This is a genomic window from Planococcus faecalis (assembly GCF_002009235.1).
Lineage (GTDB): Bacteria > Bacillota > Bacilli > Bacillales_A > Planococcaceae > Planococcus > Planococcus kocurii.
Genome location: NZ_CP019401.1, coordinates 666,950 through 693,591, shown reverse-complemented (window position 1 = coordinate 693,591; position 26,642 = coordinate 666,950). Strand labels below are relative to the sequence as shown.

At 42.3% G+C, this 26,642-nt stretch carries 20 protein-coding genes; 7 read left to right on the top strand and 13 right to left on the bottom strand.

Annotated elements, in window-relative coordinates:
* Nucleotides 1-17: 17 nt before the first annotated feature.
* The 3 genes from AJGP001_RS03505 to AJGP001_RS03495 all read right to left on the bottom strand — a co-directional run bounded on the left by AJGP001_RS03505 (nt 18) and on the right by AJGP001_RS03495 (nt 6,033).
* Complete coding sequence (locus tag AJGP001_RS03505) at nt 18-1,241, bottom strand: restriction endonuclease subunit S (protein WP_071153940.1); 1,224 nt, start codon at nt 1,239-1,241, stop codon at nt 18-20.
* Nucleotides 1,216-2,799: a type I restriction-modification system subunit M gene (locus tag AJGP001_RS03500; protein ID WP_071153941.1), complete on the bottom strand. Its 1,584-nt coding sequence runs from the start codon at nt 2,797-2,799 to the stop codon at nt 1,216-1,218. Before AJGP001_RS03500 ends, AJGP001_RS03505 begins: the two co-directional genes overlap by 26 nt.
* A 474-nt stretch (nt 2,800-3,273) precedes the next feature.
* On the bottom strand, nt 3,274-6,033 hold the full coding sequence (locus tag AJGP001_RS03495) for a type I restriction endonuclease subunit R (protein ID WP_078080156.1): 2,760 nt from the start codon (nt 6,031-6,033) through the stop codon (nt 3,274-3,276).
* A gap of 196 nt (nt 6,034-6,229) precedes the next feature.
* Here AJGP001_RS03495 and AJGP001_RS03490 point away from each other — a divergent pair, with 196 nt between their 5' ends.
* Nucleotides 6,230-7,189: an IS30 family transposase gene (locus AJGP001_RS03490; protein WP_071152936.1), complete on the top strand. Its 960-nt coding sequence runs from the start codon at nt 6,230-6,232 to the stop codon at nt 7,187-7,189.
* 216 nt (nt 7,190-7,405) lie between these two features.
* Here the strand turns inward: AJGP001_RS03490 and AJGP001_RS03485 are convergent, their stop codons facing one another.
* Nucleotides 7,406-7,828, bottom strand: a complete 423-nt coding sequence (locus tag AJGP001_RS03485; protein WP_078080155.1) for a YkvA family protein — start codon at nt 7,826-7,828, stop codon at nt 7,406-7,408.
* 65 nt (nt 7,829-7,893) lie between these two features.
* On the bottom strand, nt 7,894-8,142 hold the full coding sequence (locus AJGP001_RS03480; RefSeq protein ID WP_169835258.1) for a type II toxin-antitoxin system Phd/YefM family antitoxin: 249 nt from the start codon (nt 8,140-8,142) through the stop codon (nt 7,894-7,896).
* 249 nt (nt 8,143-8,391) lie between these two features.
* On the opposite strand from AJGP001_RS03480, the gene AJGP001_RS03475 reads away from it, so the two are divergent.
* Nucleotides 8,392-9,492: a DUF4236 domain-containing protein gene (locus AJGP001_RS03475; RefSeq protein WP_071153942.1), complete on the top strand. Its 1,101-nt coding sequence runs from the start codon at nt 8,392-8,394 to the stop codon at nt 9,490-9,492.
* Nucleotides 9,493-9,670: 178 nt separating this feature from the next.
* On the top strand, nt 9,671-9,880 hold the full coding sequence (locus AJGP001_RS17325; protein WP_143039536.1) for a hypothetical protein: 210 nt from the start codon (nt 9,671-9,673) through the stop codon (nt 9,878-9,880).
* A 79-nt stretch (nt 9,881-9,959) separates the two neighbouring features.
* Here AJGP001_RS17325 and AJGP001_RS03470 read toward each other — a convergent pair whose 3' ends face one another.
* Nucleotides 9,960-10,862, bottom strand: coding sequence for a LysR family transcriptional regulator (locus tag AJGP001_RS03470; protein ID WP_071153943.1), 903 nt, complete (start codon nt 10,860-10,862; stop codon nt 9,960-9,962).
* Nucleotides 10,863-10,996: 134 nt separating this feature from the next.
* Between AJGP001_RS03470 and hutG the strand changes: the two genes are divergently transcribed.
* Both hutG and gltS read left to right on the top strand, forming a co-directional pair.
* Nucleotides 10,997-11,962: a formimidoylglutamase gene (gene hutG, locus AJGP001_RS03465; RefSeq protein ID WP_071153944.1), complete on the top strand. Its 966-nt coding sequence runs from the start codon at nt 10,997-10,999 to the stop codon at nt 11,960-11,962.
* A 4-nt stretch (nt 11,963-11,966) separates the two neighbouring features.
* Nucleotides 11,967-13,169 carry a sodium/glutamate symporter gene (gene gltS / locus AJGP001_RS03460; RefSeq protein ID WP_078080153.1) on the top strand — a complete coding sequence of 401 codons (1,203 nt, stop codon included), beginning with the start codon at nt 11,967-11,969 and terminating at the stop codon, nt 13,167-13,169.
* An 87-nt stretch (nt 13,170-13,256) separates the two neighbouring features.
* On the opposite strand, the gene AJGP001_RS03455 is transcribed toward gltS, so the two are convergent.
* Together AJGP001_RS03455 and AJGP001_RS03450 are read right to left on the bottom strand one after the other, a co-directional pair.
* On the bottom strand, nt 13,257-14,315 hold the full coding sequence (locus AJGP001_RS03455; RefSeq protein ID WP_071153945.1) for an aldose epimerase family protein: 1,059 nt from the start codon (nt 14,313-14,315) through the stop codon (nt 13,257-13,259).
* Between the two features lie 19 nt (nt 14,316-14,334).
* On the bottom strand, nt 14,335-15,471 hold the full coding sequence (locus AJGP001_RS03450) for an ROK family transcriptional regulator (protein WP_071153946.1): 1,137 nt from the start codon (nt 15,469-15,471) through the stop codon (nt 14,335-14,337).
* A gap of 128 nt (nt 15,472-15,599) precedes the next feature.
* Between AJGP001_RS03450 and AJGP001_RS03445 the strand changes: the two genes are divergently transcribed.
* Both AJGP001_RS03445 and galT read left to right on the top strand, forming a co-directional pair.
* Nucleotides 15,600-16,778 carry a galactokinase gene (locus tag AJGP001_RS03445; RefSeq protein ID WP_071153947.1) on the top strand — a complete coding sequence of 393 codons (1,179 nt, stop codon included), beginning with the start codon at nt 15,600-15,602 and terminating at the stop codon, nt 16,776-16,778.
* 58 nt (nt 16,779-16,836) lie between these two features.
* The gene (gene galT / locus AJGP001_RS03440) at nt 16,837-18,318 is read left to right on the top strand and encodes a UDP-glucose--hexose-1-phosphate uridylyltransferase (protein ID WP_078080152.1); all 1,482 of its coding nucleotides are present in this window, start codon (nt 16,837-16,839) and stop codon (nt 18,316-18,318) included.
* A gap of 365 nt (nt 18,319-18,683) precedes the next feature.
* Here the strand turns inward: galT and AJGP001_RS03435 are convergent, their stop codons facing one another.
* The 5 genes from AJGP001_RS03435 to AJGP001_RS03415 all read right to left on the bottom strand — a co-directional run bounded on the left by AJGP001_RS03435 (nt 18,684) and on the right by AJGP001_RS03415 (nt 26,498).
* Entirely contained in the window at nt 18,684-20,714 is a 2,031-nt protein-coding gene (locus tag AJGP001_RS03435) for a beta-galactosidase (protein ID WP_078080151.1), read from the bottom strand.
* A gap of 42 nt (nt 20,715-20,756) precedes the next feature.
* Complete coding sequence (locus tag AJGP001_RS03430) at nt 20,757-22,967, bottom strand: alpha-galactosidase (protein WP_078080150.1); 2,211 nt, start codon at nt 22,965-22,967, stop codon at nt 20,757-20,759.
* A gap of 349 nt (nt 22,968-23,316) precedes the next feature.
* Nucleotides 23,317-24,144, bottom strand: a complete 828-nt coding sequence (locus tag AJGP001_RS03425; RefSeq protein ID WP_071153948.1) for a carbohydrate ABC transporter permease — start codon at nt 24,142-24,144, stop codon at nt 23,317-23,319.
* Nucleotides 24,141-25,088 carry a carbohydrate ABC transporter permease gene (locus AJGP001_RS03420; protein ID WP_143039537.1) on the bottom strand — a complete coding sequence of 316 codons (948 nt, stop codon included), beginning with the start codon at nt 25,086-25,088 and terminating at the stop codon, nt 24,141-24,143. The genes AJGP001_RS03425 and AJGP001_RS03420 overlap by 4 nt, the downstream gene beginning before the upstream one ends.
* A gap of 111 nt (nt 25,089-25,199) precedes the next feature.
* Nucleotides 25,200-26,498 carry an ABC transporter substrate-binding protein gene (locus AJGP001_RS03415; protein ID WP_071153949.1) on the bottom strand — a complete coding sequence of 433 codons (1,299 nt, stop codon included), beginning with the start codon at nt 26,496-26,498 and terminating at the stop codon, nt 25,200-25,202.
* Nucleotides 26,499-26,642: the final 144 nt, after the last annotated feature.

The window sequence follows — 26,642 nt, the reverse complement described above, 5'->3', positions numbered from 1 at the left end:
TAAAGATAACAAAATTTTCAAATGAACATCCCCTGCATAAACCCTTTTTTCTGTTCTTCCAAAGCCAACAACTTCTCTTTTTCCTTTTTAATCTTTTTCTCCATACTCAAAAGATAGTCTGCTATTTTTTCTTGTTCTTTTACTGAAGGAACAGGCACATCTATTATTCTTAGATTAGTTTTTGAGATTCCGAGCACTGATACTCCTGTGCCATATTTTCTAATGAAGGTTGTGTAGCTTTCTGTTTTTGTGAAATACATTAAGAATACTGAATTTATAAGGGCGGACGGTTTAAACCTATGGGTATGTAACCCGGCTACTATCTTTCTATTTTGATTGTCTGTAATAACTATAGATTTCCCTAAATCTTTGTAATCCTCAGAAGCGTCAGCAAATAAAACATCTCCGGTTTCTATTTCTTCTAAAACTCCTTTAACACTAATATTTGGTAGTTCAGTTTTCTGATCTACTATTGAATTAAGTTTAGTATGAATATCCCCGTAATGGATGTGACAGTATTCTCCTTCTCCTTCATTATTTCTAGAAAAAGAGTAACTTCTTTTAAATTCACCAAGTTCCCCTAAAGTTTTAATATACCACTCCCCAAACTTCCCGCCACCTTCATCCCTAAACCGCAACTCCTGAGAAAAAATCTTCTGCATCATGCCTTTTTTAAACTGCTCCAGCTTCTCAATTTTTTCTTGTTGCTTATTTATTTTTCTATCTAACAATGTTAGAAATGAAGCTACTTTCTGTAATTCCTTTTCTGAAGGAAGGTATATTTTTAAGTCTCTAATAAGCCCTAGTCCAATGAACTTTTGAGTTCCTCCAGCTTGATTTAAATGAAATTGTTTTTCTATAGATTTAGAACCTAAGTAATGTAAGATATATTCATTAGATACTTTACTTTCTTTGATTAAAGCAACATTTTTTATAGCAAAATCAGAACTTTGTACTCTAACAGGATTACCTAAGGTTCCTATCATTCCAAATAGAATATCACCAACATCTACTTTAGATCTTTTATTGATTTCCATAAAATCTTTTTCACTAATAAGTGAAACGTTTTCTAAATCTAAATCTCCATTTTTCATAAGATTTTTCGAAGTCACCAAAGGGTATCCAGTAGAATAGTATTTAGGTGAATCATGAGTTCCATCCTTAACTATCGCAATATCTTCTAATATGAATTTGTTCCACTCCCCATCAAACCCACTAAATCTCAACTGAGGTACGTTCACCTAAACCAACCCCCAATTCCTTAAAATACTCTTCAAGTTCCCGGTCAATCTCTTCGATTTCTTTATCGATTTCTTTCAACCTTACTTGTACCACTTCTAGATCCACCGGTTCTTCCTCGACAAACGTATCCACGTAGCGTGGGATATTTAAGTTGTAGTCGTTTTCTTTAATTTCTTCTAAGTTCGCAGCGTATGAGTAACGCTCAATCGTTTCACGGGATTTAAACGTATCGACAATCTTGTCGACGTTTTCGTCTGTTAAATTGTTTTGGTTTTTGCCTTTTTCAAATTCATTAGAAGCATCGATAAAAATAACATCGGCTTCTTCTTTGCGCGTCTTTTTGAAAACTAAGACACATGTTGGAATAGAGGTGCCGAAAAACACGTTAGCTGGCAAGCCAATCACTGCATCTAAATAGTTCTTTTCTTCAATCAGAAATTGACGAATGACACCTTCTGCTCCACTACGGAATAACACACCGTGTGGTAACACAACAGCCATCGTTCCGTTATCGTCCAATTGATGAATCATATGCTGAACAAATGCGAAATCTGCTTTTGATTTTGGCGCCAGACGGCCGTAATCACTAAAACGTTCATCGTCTAAATATTTCGCGTCTGCACTCCAATTGGCCGAGTATGGCGGGTTTGCCACAACGGCTTCAAAACGCATATCGACATGTTTCGGGTTTTCTAAGGTGTCTTCATTTTGAATATCAAAATCGGTATACCGCAAATCATGCAGCAACATGTTCATGCGCGCCAAGTTAAACGTTGTCGTCGTTAATTCTTGACCGTAAAACAAGCGAACATTCGATTCTTTAGCTACACGCAGCATTAATGAACCAGATCCACACGTCGGATCGTAAACGTTCTTTAAGTCTGGCTTTTCATGTGTTACGATTTTTGCTAGTATTTTTGACACTTGTTGCGGCGTATAAAACTCACCCGCTTTTTTTCCAGCGTTTGCCGCAAATTGTGAAATCAAATACTCATAAGCATCGCCCAATACATCAATGTCTACATCGTCGTGTAAGAATGGAATATCGTTAATGCTTAAGATGATTTTCGCGATTAGTTTTGAACGAGATTTTACGTCACGCCCTAATTTTGTCGACGTTAAATCCATGTCATCAAAAAGATGTTCAAAGTCTTGTTGGCTATCCGTTCCTAAAGTCGACTCTTCAATGGCCTTAATCGCTTTATGCAACAGTTCTACATCAAACTTGCCTTGATCGCCTTTTGGAATTTCCGTTACCATCGATGAAAACAAGAATTCTGGTTCGATGACAAAGCCAATTTCCTCGAGCAAAGTTTCGATCAACCCTTCGCGATACTCTTCGTCTTTCCAAGCAACTTCATACGAAATATTGTCTTCTTCTAATAACTTCGCAATCCGCGCCTCTGTCTTTTCTGACAAATACCGATAAAAAATAAGACCAAGTATATAGTTTTTAAAATCATACGCTTCCATTTGGCCGCGCAGGTCATTGGCCATTGTCCATAGTTTCTTATGCAATTCAGCTTGCTGCTGACGTTGTTTTTCTGAAGTTGTCATTGTGATTCTCCTTTGGTGTGGTCTATACGTTCTAACCTTTTACAATTGTGCCCCCGCGACAGACACAATTTGAGGAACAATTGTGTCTGTCACCGTGGCGCGAGGTTTGTTGTGCCCGCTCTTTGCAGGTCTTCTACTATTATATTCTCTCATCAGTTGCTTTGTTAGATTTTACGCACTAAGCACCGGCGCGTCCACGGAGTGGCCAGAGCAATAAGACTGGCGGTTTTTTTCGCCTGGCTTATTGTGGGAGGCATCCCCAAAGCGTCCGAAGCGTTTTATCATCTTCTACTATTATACTCGAGCCTATTTACGATTTGCGCTAACTCGAGCGAATCACACTTAGAAGAAAGAGCGAAAGGCGGCGACTCCAGGGGGGACAGCACGCGCTGAAGACCCTGGACTGAGCAGAGCGAGGGAAGCGGCTGAAGCCGTGCCCCCGGAAAGCGTCCGCCTGCAGCGATTTCTTCCAAGCTACGAATACTTCCTCACATTATCATAGATAAAATCCTTTAACGCCTGAACACGTTTCCGCTTTTCTTTAAATGGCGCTTTGATCGCGTCATTGATTTCTTGGTCAGGGGATACGCCCGTATACTCATACTCTTTCATAAAATACTCGAGCCGGTCTTCTGCCACTTGCACCTTCTCAGACATCGCTTGGATTTCACGTTTGCGACGCTCGTTTTCAAAGTCGTGGTATTTCTGATCAATCGAGTCTTTATTCGTAAGCGTTGGCGCGACGCCTTGCAGAAATTCCAACAATAGATCTCGTTTCAAGCGCATTTCATCGCTTGAAGCTTCGTTCACTTCTTTAATCGCACGACGCACCGCTGCGTCACGCTCGTTTTTATTTTCAAAATTCGTATTACGAAGTAGCTCAAGAATGTAATCGACATTGATTTTATCCGTCTGCATCAATTCGATTTCAAAATCGATGTCGTTGATGACGGACACTTTATCTTTGGCGTTTTTATCGTTTTCATAAAGAAGTAAGTATTTGCTTCTAAAGTCTTTATAGGTTTGTTCACTAATGCCCATGTCCGGTTGGTTAAAGTCATATTCCACAAATGTTTTTAACTTTGTGAGGATGCGCGTTAAGTCACGAAATGAGATAACAAACTCTTTTTGCTTAGTTTCGCCTTCTAAGTCGTCGACCGCTTCTGGTGAAACCGCAATGTCGAGAAGTACATCCAATTGGTCTTTAAAGTCTGCCAAGTATTGATCGTAAGGCTTCATGAGAACCGTTTCTGTATCTCCGGTTTGAGAAAACAATCGAACAGCCGTATCTGTTTCTTCTTTTAAATTGCGGTAGCACACAATATTGCCGTATTGTTTTTTCGGTCCTTCGACACGATTCGTCCGTGAATACGCTTGGATTAAGCCGTGGTGCTTTAACGGCCGGTCCACGTATAAGGTACTCAAGGTTTTGGCGTCAAAGCCTGTTAAAAACATATCAACGACAATCAGCAAATCGATTTGTGCAGATTTCACTTTTTTCGAAACATCCGCAAAATAAGAAGAGAAGTTTTCCGTCGTGTGATTGCTGCCAAATTCTTGATTGAAATCTTCCATAATGCGTTCGAGCGAATGACGCGAATGTTCTTCGCCTTCCACACTTTCTTCGTTTGTCCCGAAACTAAAAATCGACGTAATTTTCATGCTGGAATCGATTTTCTTAAACGCATCGTAATACTTGATCGCAGCTGGAATGCTTTCAGCTGTCAGTAAGCCGGTGTATTTCTTATTATGTGTTTTATTGGAATGAATGCTTGTAATGTGACGCGTGATCATGTCAATGCGTGTATCTGCTAGCCACAATTCTTGTTGGTCAATGCCGGGCACTTTGGTGACGTCATCGATGCCGTCTTTGCCTTTCATAGTGCTAATGTATTCGACTGAAAAGCCGAGCACGTTGCCATCATGAATGGCATCTTTAATCAAGTACGTATGCAAACAGTCTTGAAATAAATCCGACGTGGTGCGGCCGTCTTGTGATTTGTTGTCGACAAAACGTGGGGTGCCGGTAAACCCGATGTATTGTGCACGTTTGAAATGGCGTTTGATCAGTAAGTTCATCTCACCGAATTGCGAACGATGGCATTCATCAATAACAAAAACGACTTTTTCATTTTCGTATAGTTTCATGACTTCGCGGTACCGTTCCGTTTTAACGGCGTGTGCCATTTTTTGAATCGTTGTGATGATTCGTTTCCGGTTCGGATCTTTTAACTGCTTGACCAACACTCCGGTTTTGGTTGTTCGGTCGACAGAGTCTTTTTCGAATTTATTAAACTCTTCCATCGTTTGTGAATCCAAGTCTTTTCGGTCAACGAGAAAAATGACTTTCTTGATGTCTTCTTGCTGCGCTAAAAGCTCACTAGCTTTAAAGGAAGTTAAAGTTTTCCCGCTGCCGGTCGTGTGCCACACATAACCGTTTTCTTCTTTTTCGATGGTTTGATGCAGAATGCGTTCAACCGCATAAATTTGATACGGGCGCATGACCATCAAGTGTTTGTCGGTTTCGTTAATGATCATGTATTTGGACAAAACATTTTGCAACATAACGGGGTTTAAGAAAGAAGCAGTAAATGCATCTAGTTTTGTGATGCGTTTATTGGCATCGTCCGACCAGAAAAACATCAAACTCTTCATCGGCTCCCGGTCTGAGTTGGCAAAATACTTCGTGTCGACGCCGTTTGACACCACAAAAACTTGCAGAAAGTTAAACAAACCACCGTAAGAATCTTTACGGTAGCGCATAATTTGGTTAAAGCCTTCAGCAAAATGAAGACCTCTCCGTTTTAATTCAATTTGAACAAGTGGCAAGCCGTTGATCAGTAAGGTCACATCATAGCGATTGGTGTAACGTCCCACCACAGTGGTTTGATGCGTCACTTGGAGAAAGTTGTTTTGATAGTTTTGCGTATCGAATAATTTCAAGTAAAGGATGCTGTCGTCATCGCGCGAAATGATTTCCTTATCGCGCAAAATTTTAGCCGACTCAAACACGCTCTTGCCTTCAATTTTCAACAGCAATCGCTCAAACTCTTTATCAGACAAAACTTGTCCATCTAGGTTTTCTTCATTCAGCTTATTGATTTGTGTGCGGAAGTTGTCTTGCAATGCTTGGACAGAAGGAATGGAAACTCGTTCAAATCCTTGTCTCACGAGTTGCTCGATCATCTCGTTTTCCAGCTGCGCTTCCGACTGTGTTCTTGCTTGATGTACCATATGATATCCCCCTCTTATGGTAGTCATTCTATTTAGATAATTTTACCACAAATGTGAGCGAATTAAGCTAGTAGATGTTACGTTATTGTTTTTTTGTATCGCCGATTGTAAAATTAAGCTAGACAACTAAAAAAGTCATTCATGGTACACTCTACATGTATTTTCCGACCAAAGAAAAACAGAGGAGTGACCACGAATGACCTACACCCATCTTACCACGGATGAACTGGTGATGATAGAATCCTATCACCGCCAAAACATACCCGTGGCGATTATCGCAAATCAAATGAAACGTTCCAGGCAGCCAATTTACAAGGTCATCAATTTCCTGAAATTGGGACATACAGCCCTCGACTTTTACACACAATACAAGAAAAACAAGAAACGCTGCGGACGCCAAAAAATCGTTTTGCCGAAGAAACAAATGACCTATATTCAAGACAAGGTGGCGCAGGGCTGGACGCCTGATGTCATTGTGGGACGCGCCGAGACAGCGATCGACTGTTCCGTGCGCACCATCTACCGCATGTTCAAAAATCGGGTCTTTGATGTTGCCACACTGCCGATGAAAGGCAAACGGAAACCCAATGGTCACGAGGAACGCCGCGGAAAACAGGCGTTCAAACGGCATATTTCCGACCGGGAAAACGATTATCCTTCGTTCAAAGAAGAGTTCGGGCACATCGAGGGCGACACCATTGTGGGCGTCCGCCACAAAAGTGCAGTGATCACACTGGTAGAACGGCTGACGAAAGTCATCATCGCCATCAAGCCTGCAGGACGCAAGGCGTGCGATATCGAAACCGCTTTGAACCAGTGGTTTCAAGGAATCCCAAAAAATCTGTTCAAATCCATCACGTTTGATTGTGGGAAGGAATTCTCCAATTGGAAATCGCTGTGCAACCAGCACGACGTCTCGATTTACTTTGCGGATCCCGGCACGCCATCCCAGCGCGCCTTGAATGAAAACTCCAACGGCCTCTTGCGAAAAGACGGCCTGCCAAAGGAAATGGACTTCAACCAGGTAGACCAAACGTTCATTTCCTCAGTGGCTGACAAACGGAATAACATCCCACGGAAGTCGCTGGATTATCGCACACCCTTGGAGGCATTTTTGAGTCACCTGAATGGAATGGGTCTGTCTAGCTTAAATTGACAAACGGAATATAAAAAAAGGCGGACCCTGGTGGATTCGCCTTTTCTGTCAATGCTTTTAAAGATTTTGCTGTTTCATATGATTACAACTGGACCTGCTACTAAAATCATATTTCTAATTAGGTTTAGGATATTAAAGTGTAGAGCTTGTTGGTCGCTAAGCATTTAAAATAGATACTGATTGGACATCCACAGGACTTCATATTTTTAAGCAGAATCAGTCAATATCTACTACGAAACCATCATTTTCATTATATGGATAGGCATCTTTAAACCAAGCTTTCAATTGTTGATGCGCTTTCACTTTACTTTCTTCGCTCACGGAATTTATGACTTTTCCTACCGCAGCTATGATAATAGCAATATCATCTACAAAGCCGACTACCGGTATAAAATCAGGTATTAAGTCAACCGGTAAGATCAGATATCCTAATGCGCCCAAAATAATCATTCGGTCTTTGTTAGGGAGAGTTGGATCTTTCAATGTATAGAACAATACGACAGCAGCGTGAAGTGCTTTAAAGCCAATACTAGTACCGAATTTCTTTGCTTTCTCTAAAAATTTCCTGTCCGAATAATACTTACTTTTTCCTTTAATTGCTTCTTGAAATTCATCGTTGGTAAATTCTTCGTTTTTCACTACGCTTCCCCCTTATTAATCAATAATTATAATAGAAATCATTCGTTTTTTCTGAGAGACGCGATTTATCGCATCGTTCCCTCGTTATTCTCAAGCTGTATAATCGCTTTGTTAAGTCTATCCCTATTCTCTTTAGTAGACATCAAATGAGCTATTTCACAATAGGAATTCAATTCACCTTCAGAGATTAATACAGCATTTTTACCTGACTTTAGCGTAATGATAACTTCTGTGTTAGCTTCTGTAACATCTTCTAAAACACTAAAAAGATTTTTTCTAAGATTAGTTGGAGTTATTGCAGTAATTGGTGACATGTTTATCATCTCCTTAATATACATCATAGCGCACGTGGAAAATTAAGTAAAATTGTGTAACTCTTATTTAGAGGAGTTCACTCATCAAAGTGCAGAAAACCAAGGTTGATGTTGAAACACATAGATATGCATTTTGCGTATAGATTTAATATACTGCTTGGAAGTTTTTTGTTAAAAATGGATAAATTTTAATTCACTCTTCTTTTATTACCTCATTCCATTTACACTTTAAGTAAAGGAGTGAATGGAATGGCTATTAGATTTAGAAAGAGTTTTAAAGTGGCACCTGGAATGCGTGTTAATGTATCCAGCAGGGGAGTTGGTGCAAGTGTAGGTGGTAAAGGACTTCGCTATTCTGTAAATTCGCGCGGGCAACGCAGAACTACTATGAGCATTCCCGGTACAGGACTTTCTTCGACTAGCTACAACTCAAGTAGATCTTACAAAAGTGCTGCTCAACAAAATAAACAGGCTCTTGCAAGACAACAAAAAGAAATTGCTAAGCAAGAAGAATTGGAGAGAGCTCGATACGAAGTACAAGTTTTTGAAAATAAGATTGATTTAATTCATTCGATTCATAAAGAATGCGATGATCATTTCGATTGGTTTGAGATCAGTCGTTCAAAGCATCCGCACCATACGAAAGAAATTGGGTTGCACGAGATGGAAGCACAAGAAAAGTTAAATTCATTCAAACCTACTTTGATGCAAAAAATGCTAAAAACTGTTGAGAAGGAAGAATTAAAGCTACGTAATGAAGTTGTTTTAGCAAGAGAACAAGATAGTGAAGAATTTAAAGAGCTTATTCGTACTACTCGTTTAGCAAATAGAATTTTACAACAAGATACAGATGCTTACTTGCAAGTTATTGAAGAGCTTTCACCTTTAGATGATTTATTGGAATTTGGCAGCGGTTTTGAATTTATTATTGAAGACCCTAAAACACTTGAAGTTGAATTTAATGTACATTCCAAAGATATTGTTCCTAGTGAACAAAAATCTCTAACGAAAACTGGCAAGCTATCGGTAAAAGAAATGCCTAAGTCTCGCTATTACGATATTACTCAAGACTACGTTTGCAGTTGTTCAATTCGTATTGCTCGCGATATGTTCGCAATTTTACCCTTTGATACTGTTATTATTCATGCGATGGATGATATTCTAGACACTTCAACCGGTAGGAACGAAACTCTCCCTATTCTCTCGGTTCGCTTTGATAAAGCTACATTGAATAATCTTAATTTCGAAGCCATTGATTGCTCAGATTCTATGGTTAACTTTCAGCACAACATGAAGTTTAAGAAGACACAAGGTTTTTCACCTATCGAGAAAGTTCAAGTGTCCCATTAATCTTAGAAATTTTTAGTATTTCACAAAAACCAAGAGACGGTTTACCTACTCGGTGAACTACCTCTTGGTTTTGTTCTTTACAACATCCTCTGAATTGTTCTCTCAGATAGTGGAACAATCAAATTTCTATGTAACCTTACTTCTCCTGTGTCCGTCTACCTAACGAGAGGTGAATACGATGAAAACAAGTAGTCTCAGCATCTTACTGACATGTCTTTTACTATTTAGTGGGTGTTCTCCTACCAATCCTACTATTACAGAAAATGAAGCTGCAGCACTTGTCGAGCAACTCCACACAAATTCAATTGGCACAGTGGATATTCTTTCAGTCGGCTATGAAAGCAGACAAACTAAGCATCATCAAGAATCCGTAAGAGATTTTAGATGATGCTTAGTTAATTTATATTCAATACCCATGGGCTAGACGGATATATATAATAGGACTCTACTTACACCGCTTTTCTCGCTCACTCCCCCAGACCCTCCACACGCTCAAAAAACTCCTGAATCAACTCCATTGACCGCATCACGAGCGGCGGCAAATACCGACTTGTGTCAAAAGCCAAGTAAACGGTGCGTGGTGCGATGGGGTCTTTTAACGGCTTGATCGCATAGCGGGAAGTGGCAGAAACTTTTAAATAATTTTCCGGAACGAACGTAACGCCTAGCCCTTCTTCGACAAAACTGCAGGCGGTTTCAAAGCGCTCGACTTCGAATTGGATGTTGGGTTTTGTACCCGCTTGCCGGAACGCATTCAGAATATCCACGCGTGTTTGGAAGCCTTCTTTGAAGATGATAAAGGCTTCGCCGTTTAAATCGGTGATGCTAATCTGTGGCTGTGCTTCTAGCGGATGTCCCGATGGCAACAGCACGACAAATTTCTCCCGGTAGATCGGCAAGGTTTTTACTTCCCTTTTTGAAATCAGCTGATTGGTGATGGCAAAATGGATATCGAATTTGTTTAATGCGCGGTTGATGTCTTCTAGCCCTAGTACTTCAATAATTTCGATGTGAACTTCTGGAAACTCTTGTTTGATGCTTTTTAATACTTTCGGAATCCAGAACTTGGCGGACTCGATCATGCCGATTGACAGCTCCATCGGTCCTTGTGCTTTTAGCCGCTTCAACTCTTTTTCGACGTATTCAAAATGCGTCACCAGTTTTTTAGCTTCTTCGTATAAAATTTGCCCTTCTTTCGTCAAGGCAATTTCCCGCATGCTGCGGTCTAGTAAGATCAGCCCCATGTCCGTTTCCAATTTTTTAATGGCAATACTGAGTGATGGCTGTGCGATGTGTAGATTTGCTGCAGCTTTCGTAAATGTTGAGCTTTCTGCAATGGCGATAAAATACCGAAGCAAGCGTATGTCCATTGTGCCTCCCCCTTTCTATAGTTAAAAACTATGAAAATATAGATTATTGATATTAGTAATTATAGAGTAATGTCCTTACAATATGAATACCGTTATTTCTGAAATAATAATCTTTTTCATAAAGGAGTGCCCATATGTATAAATTACCTACTAGCGAACACTGGCAAGGACGGATTGATAGCAACACGGACCCAGACAGCTTTCGTTTTCACCAAGCTGTTCAAACACAAGCATTAACTAGCTTGTCGGCTGAACCAGAGGCTTTTGCGATTGTTGGTTTTGAATGCGAAGAAGGGGTTCGACGCAATAAAGGACGTCTCGGCGCTGCCGCAGCACCCGATCAAATTCGCAGCAAGCTTGCGAGTCTTCCGTATAATTTTGATAGTTGCCAAAAAACCTTTGACGTCGGCAATGTTGTTTGTGAAGGCCAAGCGTTAGAACACGCCCAACAAGAATTAGGAACTGCCATTTGTAAGCTTCTCGAACAAGCAGCTACGCCAATTATTCTCGGTGGTGGACACGAAACCTTGTATGGCCATTATTTAGGAGTTCGAGAATTTGCGGGAAAAGATGCTAAAATTGGATTGATTAATATTGATGCGCATTTTGATCTTCGCCAAGCGGAACACCCCTCGTCTGGCACGATGTTTCGGCAAATTCTTGAAAGCGATACCAATGCCGGTTACTTATGTCTCGGCGTGCAAACTTTTGGCAATACCCCTGCTTTGTTTAAAACGGCTGAGCTACTAGGTTGCAAATACATGATGGCGGACGAACTGACCTTGTCTGATATGCCGAATGCGGCTAAGGCAATTGATGAATTTTGTGCGCAATACGATGTCGTGCTGGCAACGCTTTGTACAGACTCGATCAATGCAGCTGCTGCACCTGGTGTCAGTGCTCCTTCCCCACTCGGTTTAGATCCGTTAATGGTTTGCAAACTGCTTCGGTACATCATGTCGAAGAAAAACGTGAAAAGCTTTGATATTTCGGAAGTTAATCCGTCATTAGATGAACAACAACGAACGGTGAAACTTGCCGCTTACTTAGTAGCTGAAGTGATGGACGGCTTTACGATGAAGCATAGAGAAGAGGAGTGAGACGATGACTTTAGAACTCAACCAAGTAACGACAATTTTTCTAGCAATCGCGGTATTTGTAATCGGCTCTTATTTGAATTCAAAAATTAAAATTTTGGATAAATACTGCATTCCTGCGCCAGTCGTCGGTGGATTGTTGCTGGCGTTTATCTTAACCACTTTGAGAGGCTTTGACGTTGTCAATGTCACACTCGACACCTCTCTTCAAAGTTTGTTCATGTTGGTGTTCTTCACAACAGTGGGACTCGGCGCGAGCTTTGGTCTTATCAAAATTGGTGGCCGGTTGCTCGTAATTTATTGGCTAGCTTGTGGATTTCTTGCACTTGTTCAAAGTGCGATCGGTATTTCGCTCGCTTCTTTGTTAAACTTGGATCCATTAATCGGTGTCATGATGGGTGCTGTGTCCATGGAAGGTGGCCACGGAGCCGCTACGGCATTCGGAACCACGATTGAAGCAATGGGTGTTGAAGGTGCCTTATCTATCGGTTTAGCTGCAGCAACTGCAGGACTCGTCGCGGGTGGGTTGATTGGTGGGCCGATCGTTAAATACTTGATCAATAAAAACAACCTCAAATCCGATGAAGAGCTGGAGTTGGCAGATTCCAAATCGACAAGTTCTTTCTCACACGTTGCCGCACCGATTACGTCTCGCGTCTTTATGATGCAATTGTTCGTCCTTGGTTTCTGTATGGCAGTCGGCTCGTACCTCGGTGAATGGTTTACCGGTGTGACAGACTTTGCTTTACCGAACTACGTCAGCGCGATGTTTGTTGCTGTGATCGTCCGAAACGTCTTAGACAAATTCAACGACTCAATCATTGAAATGAAAACCATCGGCATTATCGGGGACATTACGTTGAGTATTTTCTTGTCGATGGCGTTGATGAGCATCAAGCTATGGGAAATCGCTGATCTTGCGCTTCCGTTGTTCTTGATCATCTTCGTTCAAGTCGCATTTATCGCTTTGTTTGGTACGTTTGTCTTGTTCCGTCTACTCGGCAAAAACTACGACGCTGCCGTGATGGTCGGTGGTTTCACGGGTCACGGTCTCGGTGCTACACCAAACGCCATGGCCAATATGGACGCCATCACTTCAAGATACGGACATTCACAAAAAGCGTACTTGGTTGTTCCGATTGTCGGTGCGTTCTTGATTGACGTGTTTGCGATGCCGATTATTTTGACGACGATTAATATGTTTAGTTAGGTTGATACAAATACCCTGTACGATTGCTTGTGTAAAAACCCCACGAGTCTGTTGCGTAATCCGCTTCAGATTCATGGGGTTTTTTACTTACCGTTTTATTTGAGAAAATGTATACGTTGTTTCAGATTTGAACTCCTCGTCTGCGCGTAATATGGAAGAAGGAAAATGCGCGTGACGCGCCGAATCTGGTGGACCTTGTGTTTCAAAGCACATACCGAGCTGGTTTTGTGCTGCTGTCCCCCTGATTGTGTAAGGGCCTCCGATATGATTGCCGGTATAAAACACCACTGCCGGTTCAGTTGTTTCGATCATTAATGTACGACCACTTTCTGGATCTGTTAGTTGGACGGCGGGTTGTTTTGCGCGATTCAATAAAAACGGATGATCGTATCCGTTTCCTGCTAGTTTGGTTTGTGGGTGTTCAGCGGTTGTCGCTTGTCTGATGGTTTTGCCGTGACGAAAATCGAATAACGGATCTTCTGTTACCGAAACCAAATTGCCAGTCGGTAGTAATTCTTCGTCAACGTCTAAATAATAGTCACTGGCCATTGTCAGTTCATGGTCCAACACGGTCTTTTTGAGATTGCCGCTCAGATTAAAATACGAATGATTGGTCACGTTCAACAATGTCGTTTTATCGGAAGTTGCTCGGTAGGAAATAACCAACTGGTTACGGTCATTATTGATGCAATAGCGAACCGTCATGGACACGTTTCCTGGAAAACCTTCTTCACCGTCTGGGCTGACATAGGTAAATTCAACAATAGCTTCTTGGTCAGTTGTGATGACACTAGACTCCCACAGTACTGCATGTAAGCCTTCCGAACCTCCGTGCAAATGATGACCATTGGCATTTTGGGCGACTTGGTAAGACGTTCCATCCAGTGTAAACTCGCCGTCTTTTATCCGACCAGCAAAGCGACCCACCAATGCACCGAAAAAATGAGGATTGCTGTCATACTCTTCAAACGTATCAAAGCCTAGTACGACATTTTCAAATTTGCCGTTGCGGTCTGGTGTGATGATTTCCGTAATGACACAACCATAATCGATACAAGACACTTGAAAACCTCTATCGTTTTTTAAGGTATACAACGTGACCGGTTGATTGTTTTTATGACCAAACAGCTTTTGATTAATCTCCACGTTCTGTTCATCCTCTCTTTTATGTTAGTTCAAAAACGTCCACTAACAGTAAAGTGACGGCGCCGATTACTGTCGCATCGTCTCCTAGTTTGGAGATTTCTACTAGCGTCGCACTCGCTGCAGGCGTCAAGGCTGATGCTTGGATGGTTTGACGAACTTCCGGCAAGATAAATTGCTGTGCTTTGGACACGCCGCCACCTAAGACAATTTTCTCCGGATTGACGATATGGATGAGGTTTGTTAATCCCACGCCGAGCGCTTTTCCTGCTGCCTTGAAGTTGGCAATAGACGACTCGTCGCCCGCGACAGCTTGTTCAAATACTTGTTCAGCTGTAAGATTCTGTCCTGTTGCTTTTCTAGCAATCGCTGGTCCGCTGACAAATGTTTGCAAGCAGCCTTGGTTGCCGCATTCACAAATCTCGCCGTGTAAATCAATGGTCATGTGGCCAACTTCTCCGGCAATGTCGGTGGCTCCGTGGTACAGTTTGCCGTCAATAATGACCCCGGCACCAACACCACTTCCGATGTTCACCGCTAGCATGCTCGCTAGTTCGCCGTGATTGCCAAACCAATATTCACCCAATGCCATCGCTCGCGCATCGTTTTCCACTTTGACTTCTAAGCCGAATTCTTTTTCCAGCTGTTCTTTAATCGGGATATTAGCTAACCCTAAGTTGGGTGCATACAAAGACGTTCCCGTCGCTCTGTCCACCACGCCGTGCATAGCTACGCCAATGCCAATCACTTGATCTGTGGAATCCAGACAGCTTGCAATACAGCTTTTCAAGGCCGCGATAAATTGGTCGTTGTCCATCGGCAGCTGCAATTTCGTTTTAGATCTTTTCAATACTTTACCGGCAAGATTTGCTCTGATGCATTCAATGCTTTCCGGTCCGGCATCCACACCAATAATGGTAAATGCCTCGTTATTGATCACCAACATCGTTGGTTTTCGTCCACCGAGTGACTCGCCCAACTCCTGTTCTTCAACGATACTTTGTTCGAGCAATTCTTTTACATTGCTGCTAACTGTCGGCGGCGTTAAATTGGTGTCGCGTGCAATTTGTGCTCTCGATATCGGTCCATCTTTTCTGATTTTGTTGAGGATGATCGATTTGTTCATTGATTTCATCCATTTAAAGGTGCCTTGACGCATCTGTTTCTCCTCCGTTTTTTCGTATTGTTAACCACTTTTTTTATGTGCAGTTTCGTTATTGTATAGTTTACCAAAATCCTCTATACTTATGTTAATTAAATTAATTTACAAAGTATTGGAGGAATTAGATGAACCGCAGAGAGTTGTCCCAAACATTCAATGAAATTTTTAAAACCGAAGAACTTCCCCGTTTCTTTTTTGCGCCTGGGCGCATCAATTTGATTGGTGAACATACGGATTACAACGGTGGTCATGTGTTTCCGGCCGCTATTTCCTTTGGCACTTACGCCGTTGCTCGGCCGCGTACCGATCAACAACTGCGGTTTTATTCGATCAATTTTCCAGAGCAAGGAATTATTGAATGTGACCTTGCCGACTTGTCTTATCACGCAAATCATGACTGGGCGAACTTTCCAAAAGGCATGATCGAGTTTTTTATTCGCAGCGGTTTTTCGATTCCTACAGGCATGGACATTCTTTTTTACGGCGATATTCCAAATGGCGCAGGCTTGTCTTCTTCGGCTTCTATTGAGATGGCGACAGGGGTTGTGCTGGAAGGGTTATTCGATTTGGACATCGATCGATTGCTGATGATTCAACTTGGTCAAAAAGTTGAAAACCAGTATATTGGCGTCAATAGTGGCATTATGGATCAGTTTGCGATTGGCAAAGGAAAAAAGAATTTTGCCCTGTTACTGGATTGCCAAACTTTGCAGTTTACTTACGCACCGGTCGATTTGGAAGATCACGACATTGTCATTATCAACTCCAACAAACAACGGACGTTGGCTGGTTCTAAATACAATGAGCGCCGGGCGCAATGTGAAAAGGCATTAGCTGATTTGCGCACCAAACTGGATATCGATAGCTTAGGCGAACTTTCTTCCGAGACCTTTGAACAACACAAACAGTTGATCAAAGACGACATTAACCGCAAACGAGCCAAGCATGCTGTTTATGAAAACGAACGAACTTTGCTGGCACTTGAGGAACTTAAACGGGGGAATATTCGGGCTTTTGGTCAATTGATGAACGCCTCTCACAGTTCACTTCGCGATGATTATGAAGTGACGGGTGCTGAGTTGGATCACATTGCTGAAACAGCTTGGAGTTTACCCGGTGTCATTGGGGCACGAATGACGGGAGCTGGATTTGGCGGCTGTGCCATTGCCCTTGTTGAGCGTGCACAAATCGAGCCGTTTAAAAATCGACTGACAGAGAGTTATACCGCAAAATTCGGGTTCTCCCCTTCTTTTTACGAAGCAAAGATCTCGGATGGTGCTAAAGAATTAACAGAAGATTTTTGACCAGTGACCCCTTGGAAACACTAGAAACTACCACGCATCTAAAAAAGGAAGTGTATTTATGGTCTATCAACAACTCGCAGGGCTTATTCAACAAGCGCTTCAAGTAAAGCTAATCGAACAAGAAGATATCGACTATTCACGCAACCAAGCAATGGACTTACTCGGACTCAAGTCTTTTCCAGAAAGCATTGAAAACCCTTTTGAAGATACCATTCCAAACTTATTGGAGCAGCTTGTTTCGTACGCTGTCGAACAAGGCGTGATTGCAGATGTTTTTGACGATAAGGAAATGCTGTCGGCTAACATGATGAATTGCTTTGTCGCACGACCTTCTGCTATTAATGCTTTGTTTAACGAAAAATACGCGGAATCCCCCATTGTTGCAACCGACTACTTTTACGAGTTAAGTAAAAACAGCAACTACATCCAAATGAACCGGATCCGCAAAAACATTTCCTATCAAACAGACACGCCATACGGAAAAATGGATATTACCATTAACTTATCAAAACCTGAAAAAGATCCTGAGCAAATTAGAAGAGAGCGCGAAAACAAACAAACGCTCCGTTACCCGAAATGTTTGTTGTGCAAAGAAAACGAAGGCTACGCAGGGCGCACTGGCTACCCAGCGCGGGCCAATCACCGTGTCGTTAACGTACCGCTCACAGGAGAAAACTGGTATTTGCAGTATTCTCCGTATGTTTACTACGACGAGCACAGCATTTTACTTTCTGAAGAACATCGCGATATGAAAATTGATCGAAGCAGTTTTGAACGCCTACTTACATTTACCGAACGCTTTCCGCATTACTTTATCGGTTCCAACGCCGACTTGCCGATTGTCGGCGGTTCTATTTTAAGCCACGACCATTACCAAGCCGGACGCTATGAGTTTGCTATGACGCGAGCAGAAGATGCTTTGGGATTTGCTTTAACTGCCTACCCTGAAATCACGGCTTCTGTCATTCATTGGCCGATGTCGGTCATTCGGTTAAAAGGCACCGCAATCAGTAGCTTGGTAACTGCAGCGGACGACATTTTGCAGACGTGGAGAACTTACGCTGACAAGTCAGTAAATGTTGTCGCTTTTACTGGTGACACACCGCATAACACCCTTACGCCAATTGCCCGAAAGCGCGACGACTTGTTTGAAATCGATCTGGTGTTACGCAACAACCGCACAACAGAAGAGTTTCCTTCAGGTATTTTCCACCCGCACGAAGATGTCCACCATATTAAAAAAGAAAACATCGGCTTGATCGAAGTGATGGGCCTTGCTGTTTTACCACCGCGTCTAAAAGAAGAACTCGCTGAAATCGAGGCATTTTTACTCGGCAACCCACACCAAGTGGCACCTTCCCATCTTGAATGGGCTAAGCAGCTAAAAGCGCAATACGGCATTTTCGCTACACCGGAAGAGGCCGAAAACGTATTGCAAGAAGAACTCGGAAAAAAATTCGTACGCGTGTTAGAAGACGCCGGCGTGTTAAAAGACCGTGCAGCATTTGAGCGATTTATCGATGCTTTGAATAACCAATAGAGCTATATTGAGAAAGCAGCTGACAAGGACCAATTGCTGTTATTCATACGAAGTCATCTACGTATTTGGGGAAGCGTTCGACAAAAGAGACATGGGAACAAGTTCGTTCCCCATGTCTCTTTTGTCTTTTTCCTTGCGAAAAGTAATCTTGATATCCTTTACTCTACACATTTAACAAGGACACTAGCGGTGACGCGCCTTCGGGGTAGACGAAGCAAGAAGACAGGTGGTTTTCCTTGCTTCTTGCGGGAGTCATCCCCAAAGCGACCAGCGCGTTTTTATGGTTGCATAGGGATTATAAGCACGAAACGAGCCCAGTTCTCAACAGAACATGGGCTCGTTTCGTCTATTCTATTTTCATCAATTTATAGCTTCGCTAAGATCAGCACGCCTTTTTCTTTCAAGACGATCGTGCCACTAATTTGTGCGTCAGTAAGCACTTCTTGGTACTGAATGTCTTGTAACTCGATCGTTACTTCTTCATCGTTATGATTCAACACGAACAAGTACGTTTGTCCTTCTTTTACGCGCTCTGTTGTTTCCACACCTTGTGGAACAGCAAGCAACGGTTCAACGCCTGCTTCTTCGCAAACGGTTTTCATAAAGTCGACGAGGAACGCTTCATCAGGACTCGAAGCTACGTACCACGCTTTTCCTTTTCCGAACTGGTTAACTGTCAACACGGGCATGCCTTTATAAAAATCAGAACCGTATTCTGCGACAGCTTGTGCTCCTTCTGTGTGGATCAAGTCAAACAGCAAATTACATGAATAACTGCCGCTCATACTGCCACGAGAATCTTTCATGACGATTTGGTTGGTTTCGTCTGGATGAAGCGCATCGATTTCTTCAGCCCAAATGCCAAGAACATTGCGTATTTCACCTGGGTAGCCACCGAGTGTCACAATATCGGTTTCGTTGACGATGCCGCTAAAGAACGTCGTCAAGAATGTTCCGCCGTCTTGAACAAATTGCTCTACTTTCGCGGCGTAGCCTTCTTTCACCATATACAGAACTGGCGCAATGACCACATCGTATTGGCTCAAGTCTTCTTCGACACCGATCATGTCCACTTGAATATTCAGCTTGTACAACGCGTCGTAATACTTATGCACTTCGTTGACATAGTCGAGCGACACAGAAGGTCCGCTTGATAATTCTGTCGCCCAGCGATTTTCCCAGTCAAAGACGATCGCTACTTTCGCGTTTACGCGCGCATCCAGTAAAGTATCCGATAAGTGGTTCAGTTCTTTTCCTAACTGCGCCACTTCATTAAATACCCGCGTATTTTCGTGTCCTACATGTTCAATGACTGCTCCGTGGTATTTCTCACAAGCGCCAACTGAACGTCTCAGCTGGAAGTACAAAATGGTATCCGCACCTCGGCCAATTGCCTGATAGCTCCATAACCGCATCACGCCTGGACGTTTCAATGAATTATACGGCTGCCAGTTTTGCTGACTCGGCGTTTGTTCCATTAGCATAAATGGTTGACCGTTTTTCAATCCACGCATCAAGTCATGCGTCATGGCCGTATAGCTAAACGGCGTATCGATTGCTGGGTAGTTGTCCCACGACACCACGTCCAGTTCTTTTGCCCATTTGAAATAATCCAACATTGGATATGTCCCCATTAAATTTGTAGTAACCGGTAGATGAGGTGTGTGCTTCTTAATTGCTTGATACTCTAGCTTGTAGCAGTCCAGTAAACTATCGGATTGGAAACGGCGATAATCGAGTGAAATGCCTTGGAAATCCGAGACATTGTCTTCACGTTCTTCACTCAGCATATTCGGTGCAACGATTTCGTCCCACTCGTAAAACGTATGGCCCCAAAATCCGGTGTTCCATGCTTTGTTCAACTTTTCTATCGTTCCGTATTTATCGCTCAACCAATTGCGGAAAGCATCTTGGCAATTGTCGCAATAGCAGTAGCCGCCGTATTCATTGGCCACATGCCAAATCAAAACAGCTGGATGATCTTTGTATCGCTCGGCTAGTGTTTCAGCAATTTTCTCTGAGTATTTGCGGTAAGTTGGACTATTTGGACATGAATTGTGACGGCTACCGAACTTACGTTTTCTGCCGTAAAAGTCGACGCGTAACACATCCGGATACTTTTTCGCCATCCATGCTGGGTGCGCTGCTGTGCTTGTCGCCAGGCATGTATAAATACCATTTTCGTAAAGACGGTTAATTTTGTCGTCCAACCAATCAAAGTTATATGTGTCTTCGTCCGGTTGATTTAAAGCCCAAGAAAAGACGTTTAATGTAGCCACGTCGATTCCTGCAAGTTTGAACATGCGAACGTCTTCATCCCAAATTTCGTTTGACTCCCATTGTTCTGGGTTATAGTCCCCTCCGTGCCAAATCTTCGGTAATTTATCGTTAATCATTTTATTCCATCCCTTCAATTTCAACTTTGGTCAACCATTCACTTACACACGCGTTACTTTATAAACAGCAGAAGAAAAGTCCGCTGGGTGCTCATTGATACGGTAACGGTTGACTTGCAGTCCAGCACTCATCAACTCATCACCGTAAAACGTCTCATCGATTCCATCAATTGCATATTCGAATTCGGGATTAAGTCCTTTAAAGAATATACGCATAAGTCCTGGATTTGGTTGCGACAACACTTGATAATAACCGATTATCGCTTCTGCCTGGTCGTCTGATACAACCATCCAACTGGTGATATTGCCATCTTCTGCAAACGGGCTGGTGATTCGGTAAAACTGCCCTTGCTGAATCAACGACCGGTTTTCTTTATAAAAAGCAATTTGCGTTTTCACTTCTTCTTTTTCTGCATCTGTCATCATCGTGACATCTAGCTCATAACCAAATGCTCCAAAATAAGCGACGTTTGCCCGTGTTTCTAAACTTGTTTTCCGGCCTACTTGATGATTGGGCACAGCCGATACGTGAGCACCCATTGAGCTAAGTGGATAAACTAGTGAAGTGCCGTATTGAATCTTCAAGCGCTCTACAGCATCCGTATCGTCACTGGTCCAACCTTGTGGCGCATAGTGCAACAAACCGGGATCAAATCGACTGCCGCCGCCTGCACAAGACTCAAACAATACATGTGGAAATTTAGTCGTCAATCGTTCATACAAAGAATAGACACCCAAAATATAGCGGTGCGCCACTTCACGTTGCCGGTTAGCCGGTAACTCTAAAGATCCCACTTCCGTCATATACCGATTCATGTCCCATTTCACATAAGAAATCGGTGCATCCCGCAAAACCTCCGCCATTAAGTTATAAATGTAATCCACTACGTCTTGTCTCGAAAAATCAAGTACCAATTGGTTTCTACCATGTGACATTTGACGATTGGAAACATGAATTACCCAATCGGGATGCGTTTTATACAACTCACTCACTTTCGAGACCATTTCCGGTTCAAACCATAACCCAAATTCCATCCCTAAGTCTGTAATATCTTTGGCCAGTTGCGTAATGCCACTTGGCAATTTACGCTTATCCTCGAACCAATCACCTAAGGAAGTTGTGTCATCATCACGTTTGCCGAACCAGCCATCGTCCAACACAAACAATTCAACACCCAATGCCTTAGACGACTGGGCAAGTTCAAAAATTTTCTGTTCATCAAAATCGAAATAGGTCGCTTCCCAATTATTGATCAACACCGGACGTTCTCGGTCGCGCCAGTGTCCGCGTGCCAATCGCGTGCGGTACAGTCTGTGAAAGGTTTGGCTCATATCATTCAAGCCTTCAGCCGAATACACCATCACCACTTCTGGTGTCTGGAAACTGTCTCCATTTTCCAATAGCCAATTAAAATCAAACGGATTGATGCCAGTCATCAAGCGCGTCACATTGTAATGATCCACTTCAACCTGCGCTAAGAAATTGCCGCTATAAACCAAACTCACACCATACACTTCACCTTGGTGCTCAGTTGTTGATGGACGTTTCAGCGCAAGAAATGGATTTTGTTGAGCGCTACTGGTCCCTCTTGTACTGGCGATGCTTTGAATCCCTGGTACCAATTTACGCGATTTAATATGCCGCTCTCTTGCCCACGAACCTGACAATTGCACCATTTCAAAATCAGCATCCGGCAAATCGATACTGGCACTCAACGCCATCGTCAAATTGACTGCTGCTTGTCCTTGATTAATAAACTGAGCAGACCGCGTAATGGCGTTTAGCTTTTCAAATACGGTATAAGAAAGTCGAATTTCAACATCAATCACCTCATCGTAAAGCGAAACTTCCAATGTCGTGGCTTCGTCTTCAGACTCAGCATAAGTTGCCGGCAATCCCATTAATTTCTTTTTGCCTGAAAAAATTTGATGGTCTTGATACACAAAATTAGTAATCCGGCTCCCATCTTCTTGCAGCAACTGATAAGCAGGTGATCGGAAATCTGTTGTGCCATATGCGGGATATTCTTGTTTAACCAAATCCAGTGAAAAAACAAGATCGCCTTCGTTGACACAAGCTGTGTTTGGTGTCGCTTCTACATGAAACAAGCGTTGAAAAGACTCCCGATGTCGCAGTTTTTTACCATAATACAGCTGCCCCAGCTGATTGTTTTCTAAAATTTTTATTATGTAACTGGTCTTTTCTGTTTGCAGGTGAAACTCCCGTGTAGAGTCGTTATATAAAATCGGCACAATTTACCTCCTATCTTAAAATACAGAAGTTGTGTTGCTTGTATCGATATTCCGTAAAACAGCTACGCTTTCCTGCGGGCTTGCGCCGAACTAACTCGGACTTTTTGCCCGAGTGGATTTCGGCACTTCGCTATCCCGCGGGAATCTCCGCTTTTTTACTTCATATCTAGCATTTGTCTCTAAAACTATTTACCAATTCATTTAGCTTAGGCGCGTCCAGGGGCTAGGCGAAGCAAGAAGACAGACGATTTTTCTGGCTTCTTGCGGGAGCCATGCCCGGAGCGGCCGAAGCGGTATTAGAACACATCACAGTTTCCCATAATAATATTCATATAAATCCAAACAAATCTTATCCTTTAACCGATCCCATCATGCCAGCAACAAAGTGTTTTTGCATCAGAAAGAAGACAAGTGCTGTTGGCAATGTGGCAATGACGATAGCCGACATGATGACGCCATAGTCTGGTGAATAACTTGATCCTAAATTGGAAATCAACAAAGGAATCGTTCTTTTTTCAGGTGATTGCAAAATGACCAATGGCCACAAATAGTTATTCCAGCTATTCATAAACGAAATAATCGCAGCTGCAGCATATGTGGTTTTCATTGTTGGCATATAAATACGGAAAAATACGCCAAGTTCACTCAAGCCGTCAATTCTTCCTGCTTCCACCAAATCTCTTGGGAACATCTTCGTATTTTGTCGGAAGAAAAAGATGAAGAACGCAGTCGTCGCTGTCGGCAAAATGACAGCGCCTAGCGAATCAATACCAATTAACGGTGCCGTTTCGCTGATACTGCCGAACATGCGGTACAAGGGAATCATAATCGCTGCAAATGGTATCATCATCGACAGCAGTAAGATGTTAAAGACAATGTCTTTTCCTTTGCTACGATGGATTTCAAAGCCGTAACCGGCGAGTGATGCTAATAGCAGTGTCAAAACGGTTGTGATAACGGCAATAATAGTCGAGTTGATTAGAGCTGGGACGATGTCTATCGTGGTAAACAAGGTTTTCATGTTTTCAATCAAGTGAGTTCCTGGCAGCAAGCGCCCTTGCGTAACATCCACCGATTTGTTGGTGATGCTGACAAGCATCCATAAGAAAGGAAAAATGGAAACGATGGCAGCGAGACTTAGAAATGTATAAATGAAGATTTTTTTTACGTTTTTCATTTTTTCTCACCTGCCACTCTGAATTGAATAATTGAAAGAACGACTACTAAAATTACGATGACGTAAGACACGGTTGATGCGTAACCAAAGTCAGGCGTGTATTCAAAGGAAAGATTATAAATATATTGTGAAATTGAGATTGTTGCGTTTCCCGGTCCTCCATTAGTAATGTTAACGATTTCATCAAAGATTTGTAATGTACCGATCGTTGACGTAATGGATGTGAACAAAATAATGGGCTTGAGCATGGGCACGGTAATTTGGAAAAACTGCTGGATCGAGTTCGCTCCATCAATTCGTGCTGCTTCGTAAATCGACTTGTCGACATTTTGCAAAGCTGCTAGATAGAAAATCATATTGTAGCCAGTCCATCTCCAAGTAATTGCAAGAATGATGACCACTTTCGCCCATACGGGATCTGCTAAAAAATTGATGGTTTCAGAAATAAAACCAAAGTTAAGCAAAAACTGGTTGATGATGCCATCAATTCCAAATAAGTATTTAAAAATGACCGAGTAAGCAACTAATGACGTTACACACGGTAAGAAAATTGCGATTCTAAAAAAACTTCTAAATTTCAAGTTAGGGTCATTTAACAAGACGGAAAAGAATAATGCCAATATGATCATTAATGGTACTTGAATCAGTAAGTAAATCGATGTATTGGTTAGTGCTGCGATAAATGTCGGATCACCGAACAAACGCTGCCAATTGGATAAGCCTGTAAACTCCAAATTCCCGCCCATTCCAGATTGGAACGACAACAGAAAAGCTTGGATCATTGGATAAAAGTTAAAGATGGTAATTGCGATGACTGAGATAATGATAAACAGCCAACCAACTTTTTTCTTAAAGTACACACCGGTTTTGTCACGTTTGGTTTCTTTATAGCCCAAGCGCACGGGAAGATCTATTTCGCCTTTTTTTGTTGATTGCTGCCCCATATTTCTCATTCCTCCTATAAAAAAAACTTGAGCTGTGTCCAAATGGTAAGTGATAAAGCACTTCTACCAGTTATCGGACGGCAACTCAAGGCTTCATTTATTTACAATCTATTATTTGAGTTGTGCTTCAGCTTGTCCTTGAACATTTTCAAGTACGGTCGTGAGCTCTGCTCCACCCAAATAGTCTTGCATCCCTGTTACTAAAATATCTTCAATTGCATACGTGTGTAAGCCATAGTTGATGGCTGGAATTTCATCAGTCCATGTAGAAAGGTCTGTCAGAAGTTGCTGTCCACCGAAGAATTCATCTTCAACTGCATACGCATCTCCTTCAGCTGCTGGTGAGTACGTTCCAAGAGCACCAATCTCTTCTACAAGTGTTTGGTACAAATCAGCGTTTGAACCAAATGTGTTCAACATGAATTCCGCTGCTTGTTCTTTGCCATCTACGTTTAAGACGTACCATGAACTGCCGCCCAAGTTAGAAGCGTTTACTGCGCCTTCCATATCCAAACGCGGCATTGGCACGACTGCCCAATTACCTGATTGATCTGCGGCTTGCTTAACGCTTGGTGTAATCCAGTTTCCTGTTGGAACACTGGCAACGTCGCCGCTGTTGAAGGCACCAACAAACTGACTCCAGTCAGAAACGATTTTTGCGATGTCCGCATCCATCATTTCTTTATATGTTTCAAAAGCTTTTTCAAGTGTTTCGTTCCCCGCAAGATTTGGTGTTGAACCATCTTCATCCACATACCATGAACCGTTTGTCTGAATCATCATACGAACCTGAGCCAAATCGTTCGGATCCAAGGTCAACATGTTTTTGCCAGTTGCTTTTTTCACATCTTTCCCAATTTCAATGTATTCATCCCATGTAATATTTGTTACATCTTCTACTGTGTATCCTGCTTCTTCAAGATAATCTGTGCGTACGTACAATGCCGCTACGCCAGAATCGAATGGCAATCCGTATTGCTCATCTTCAAAACTTGTTGTCGCAATTTTATATTCTGCAAAATCGTCTGAATTGATAACGTCCGTTAATGGATGGAATGCATCCGGATAAGCTTGCAGGAAGCTTTGCGCACGGTAATCTTCAATCAAAACAATGTTTGGCATTCCGTTCGTTGTACCCGAGCTGAGTCCGGTGTTTAATTTTTGAATAATATCGTCTTGTGCATTTTCAATGATGTCTACTTCAAAGTCGCCATCACCGTCGTAAGCTTCTTTGGCATTTTCAAGAGCTGCAATGTTGAATGCCGGATCCCAAGCCCAAGCCGTAATCGTATCTACGTCTGATGATCCTTTTGAATCACTTCCCCCGTTTGCTTCTTCATCCCCTGAAGAACAAGCTGCCAATACTACCATGCCGACTACCAGCAATAACATAAGATAAAATTTCTTCATCAAAAATCCCCCTTTTTGTAAGCGCTTAACCTTTCGCCTTACATACAGTATAACGACACAAAAAAAAAGATTGTTAGGACAATCTTTAGGTGTTAGTTTGAAAATTTTTAGATGTTCTAATTTTCTGTCAAATAAATTTGTATT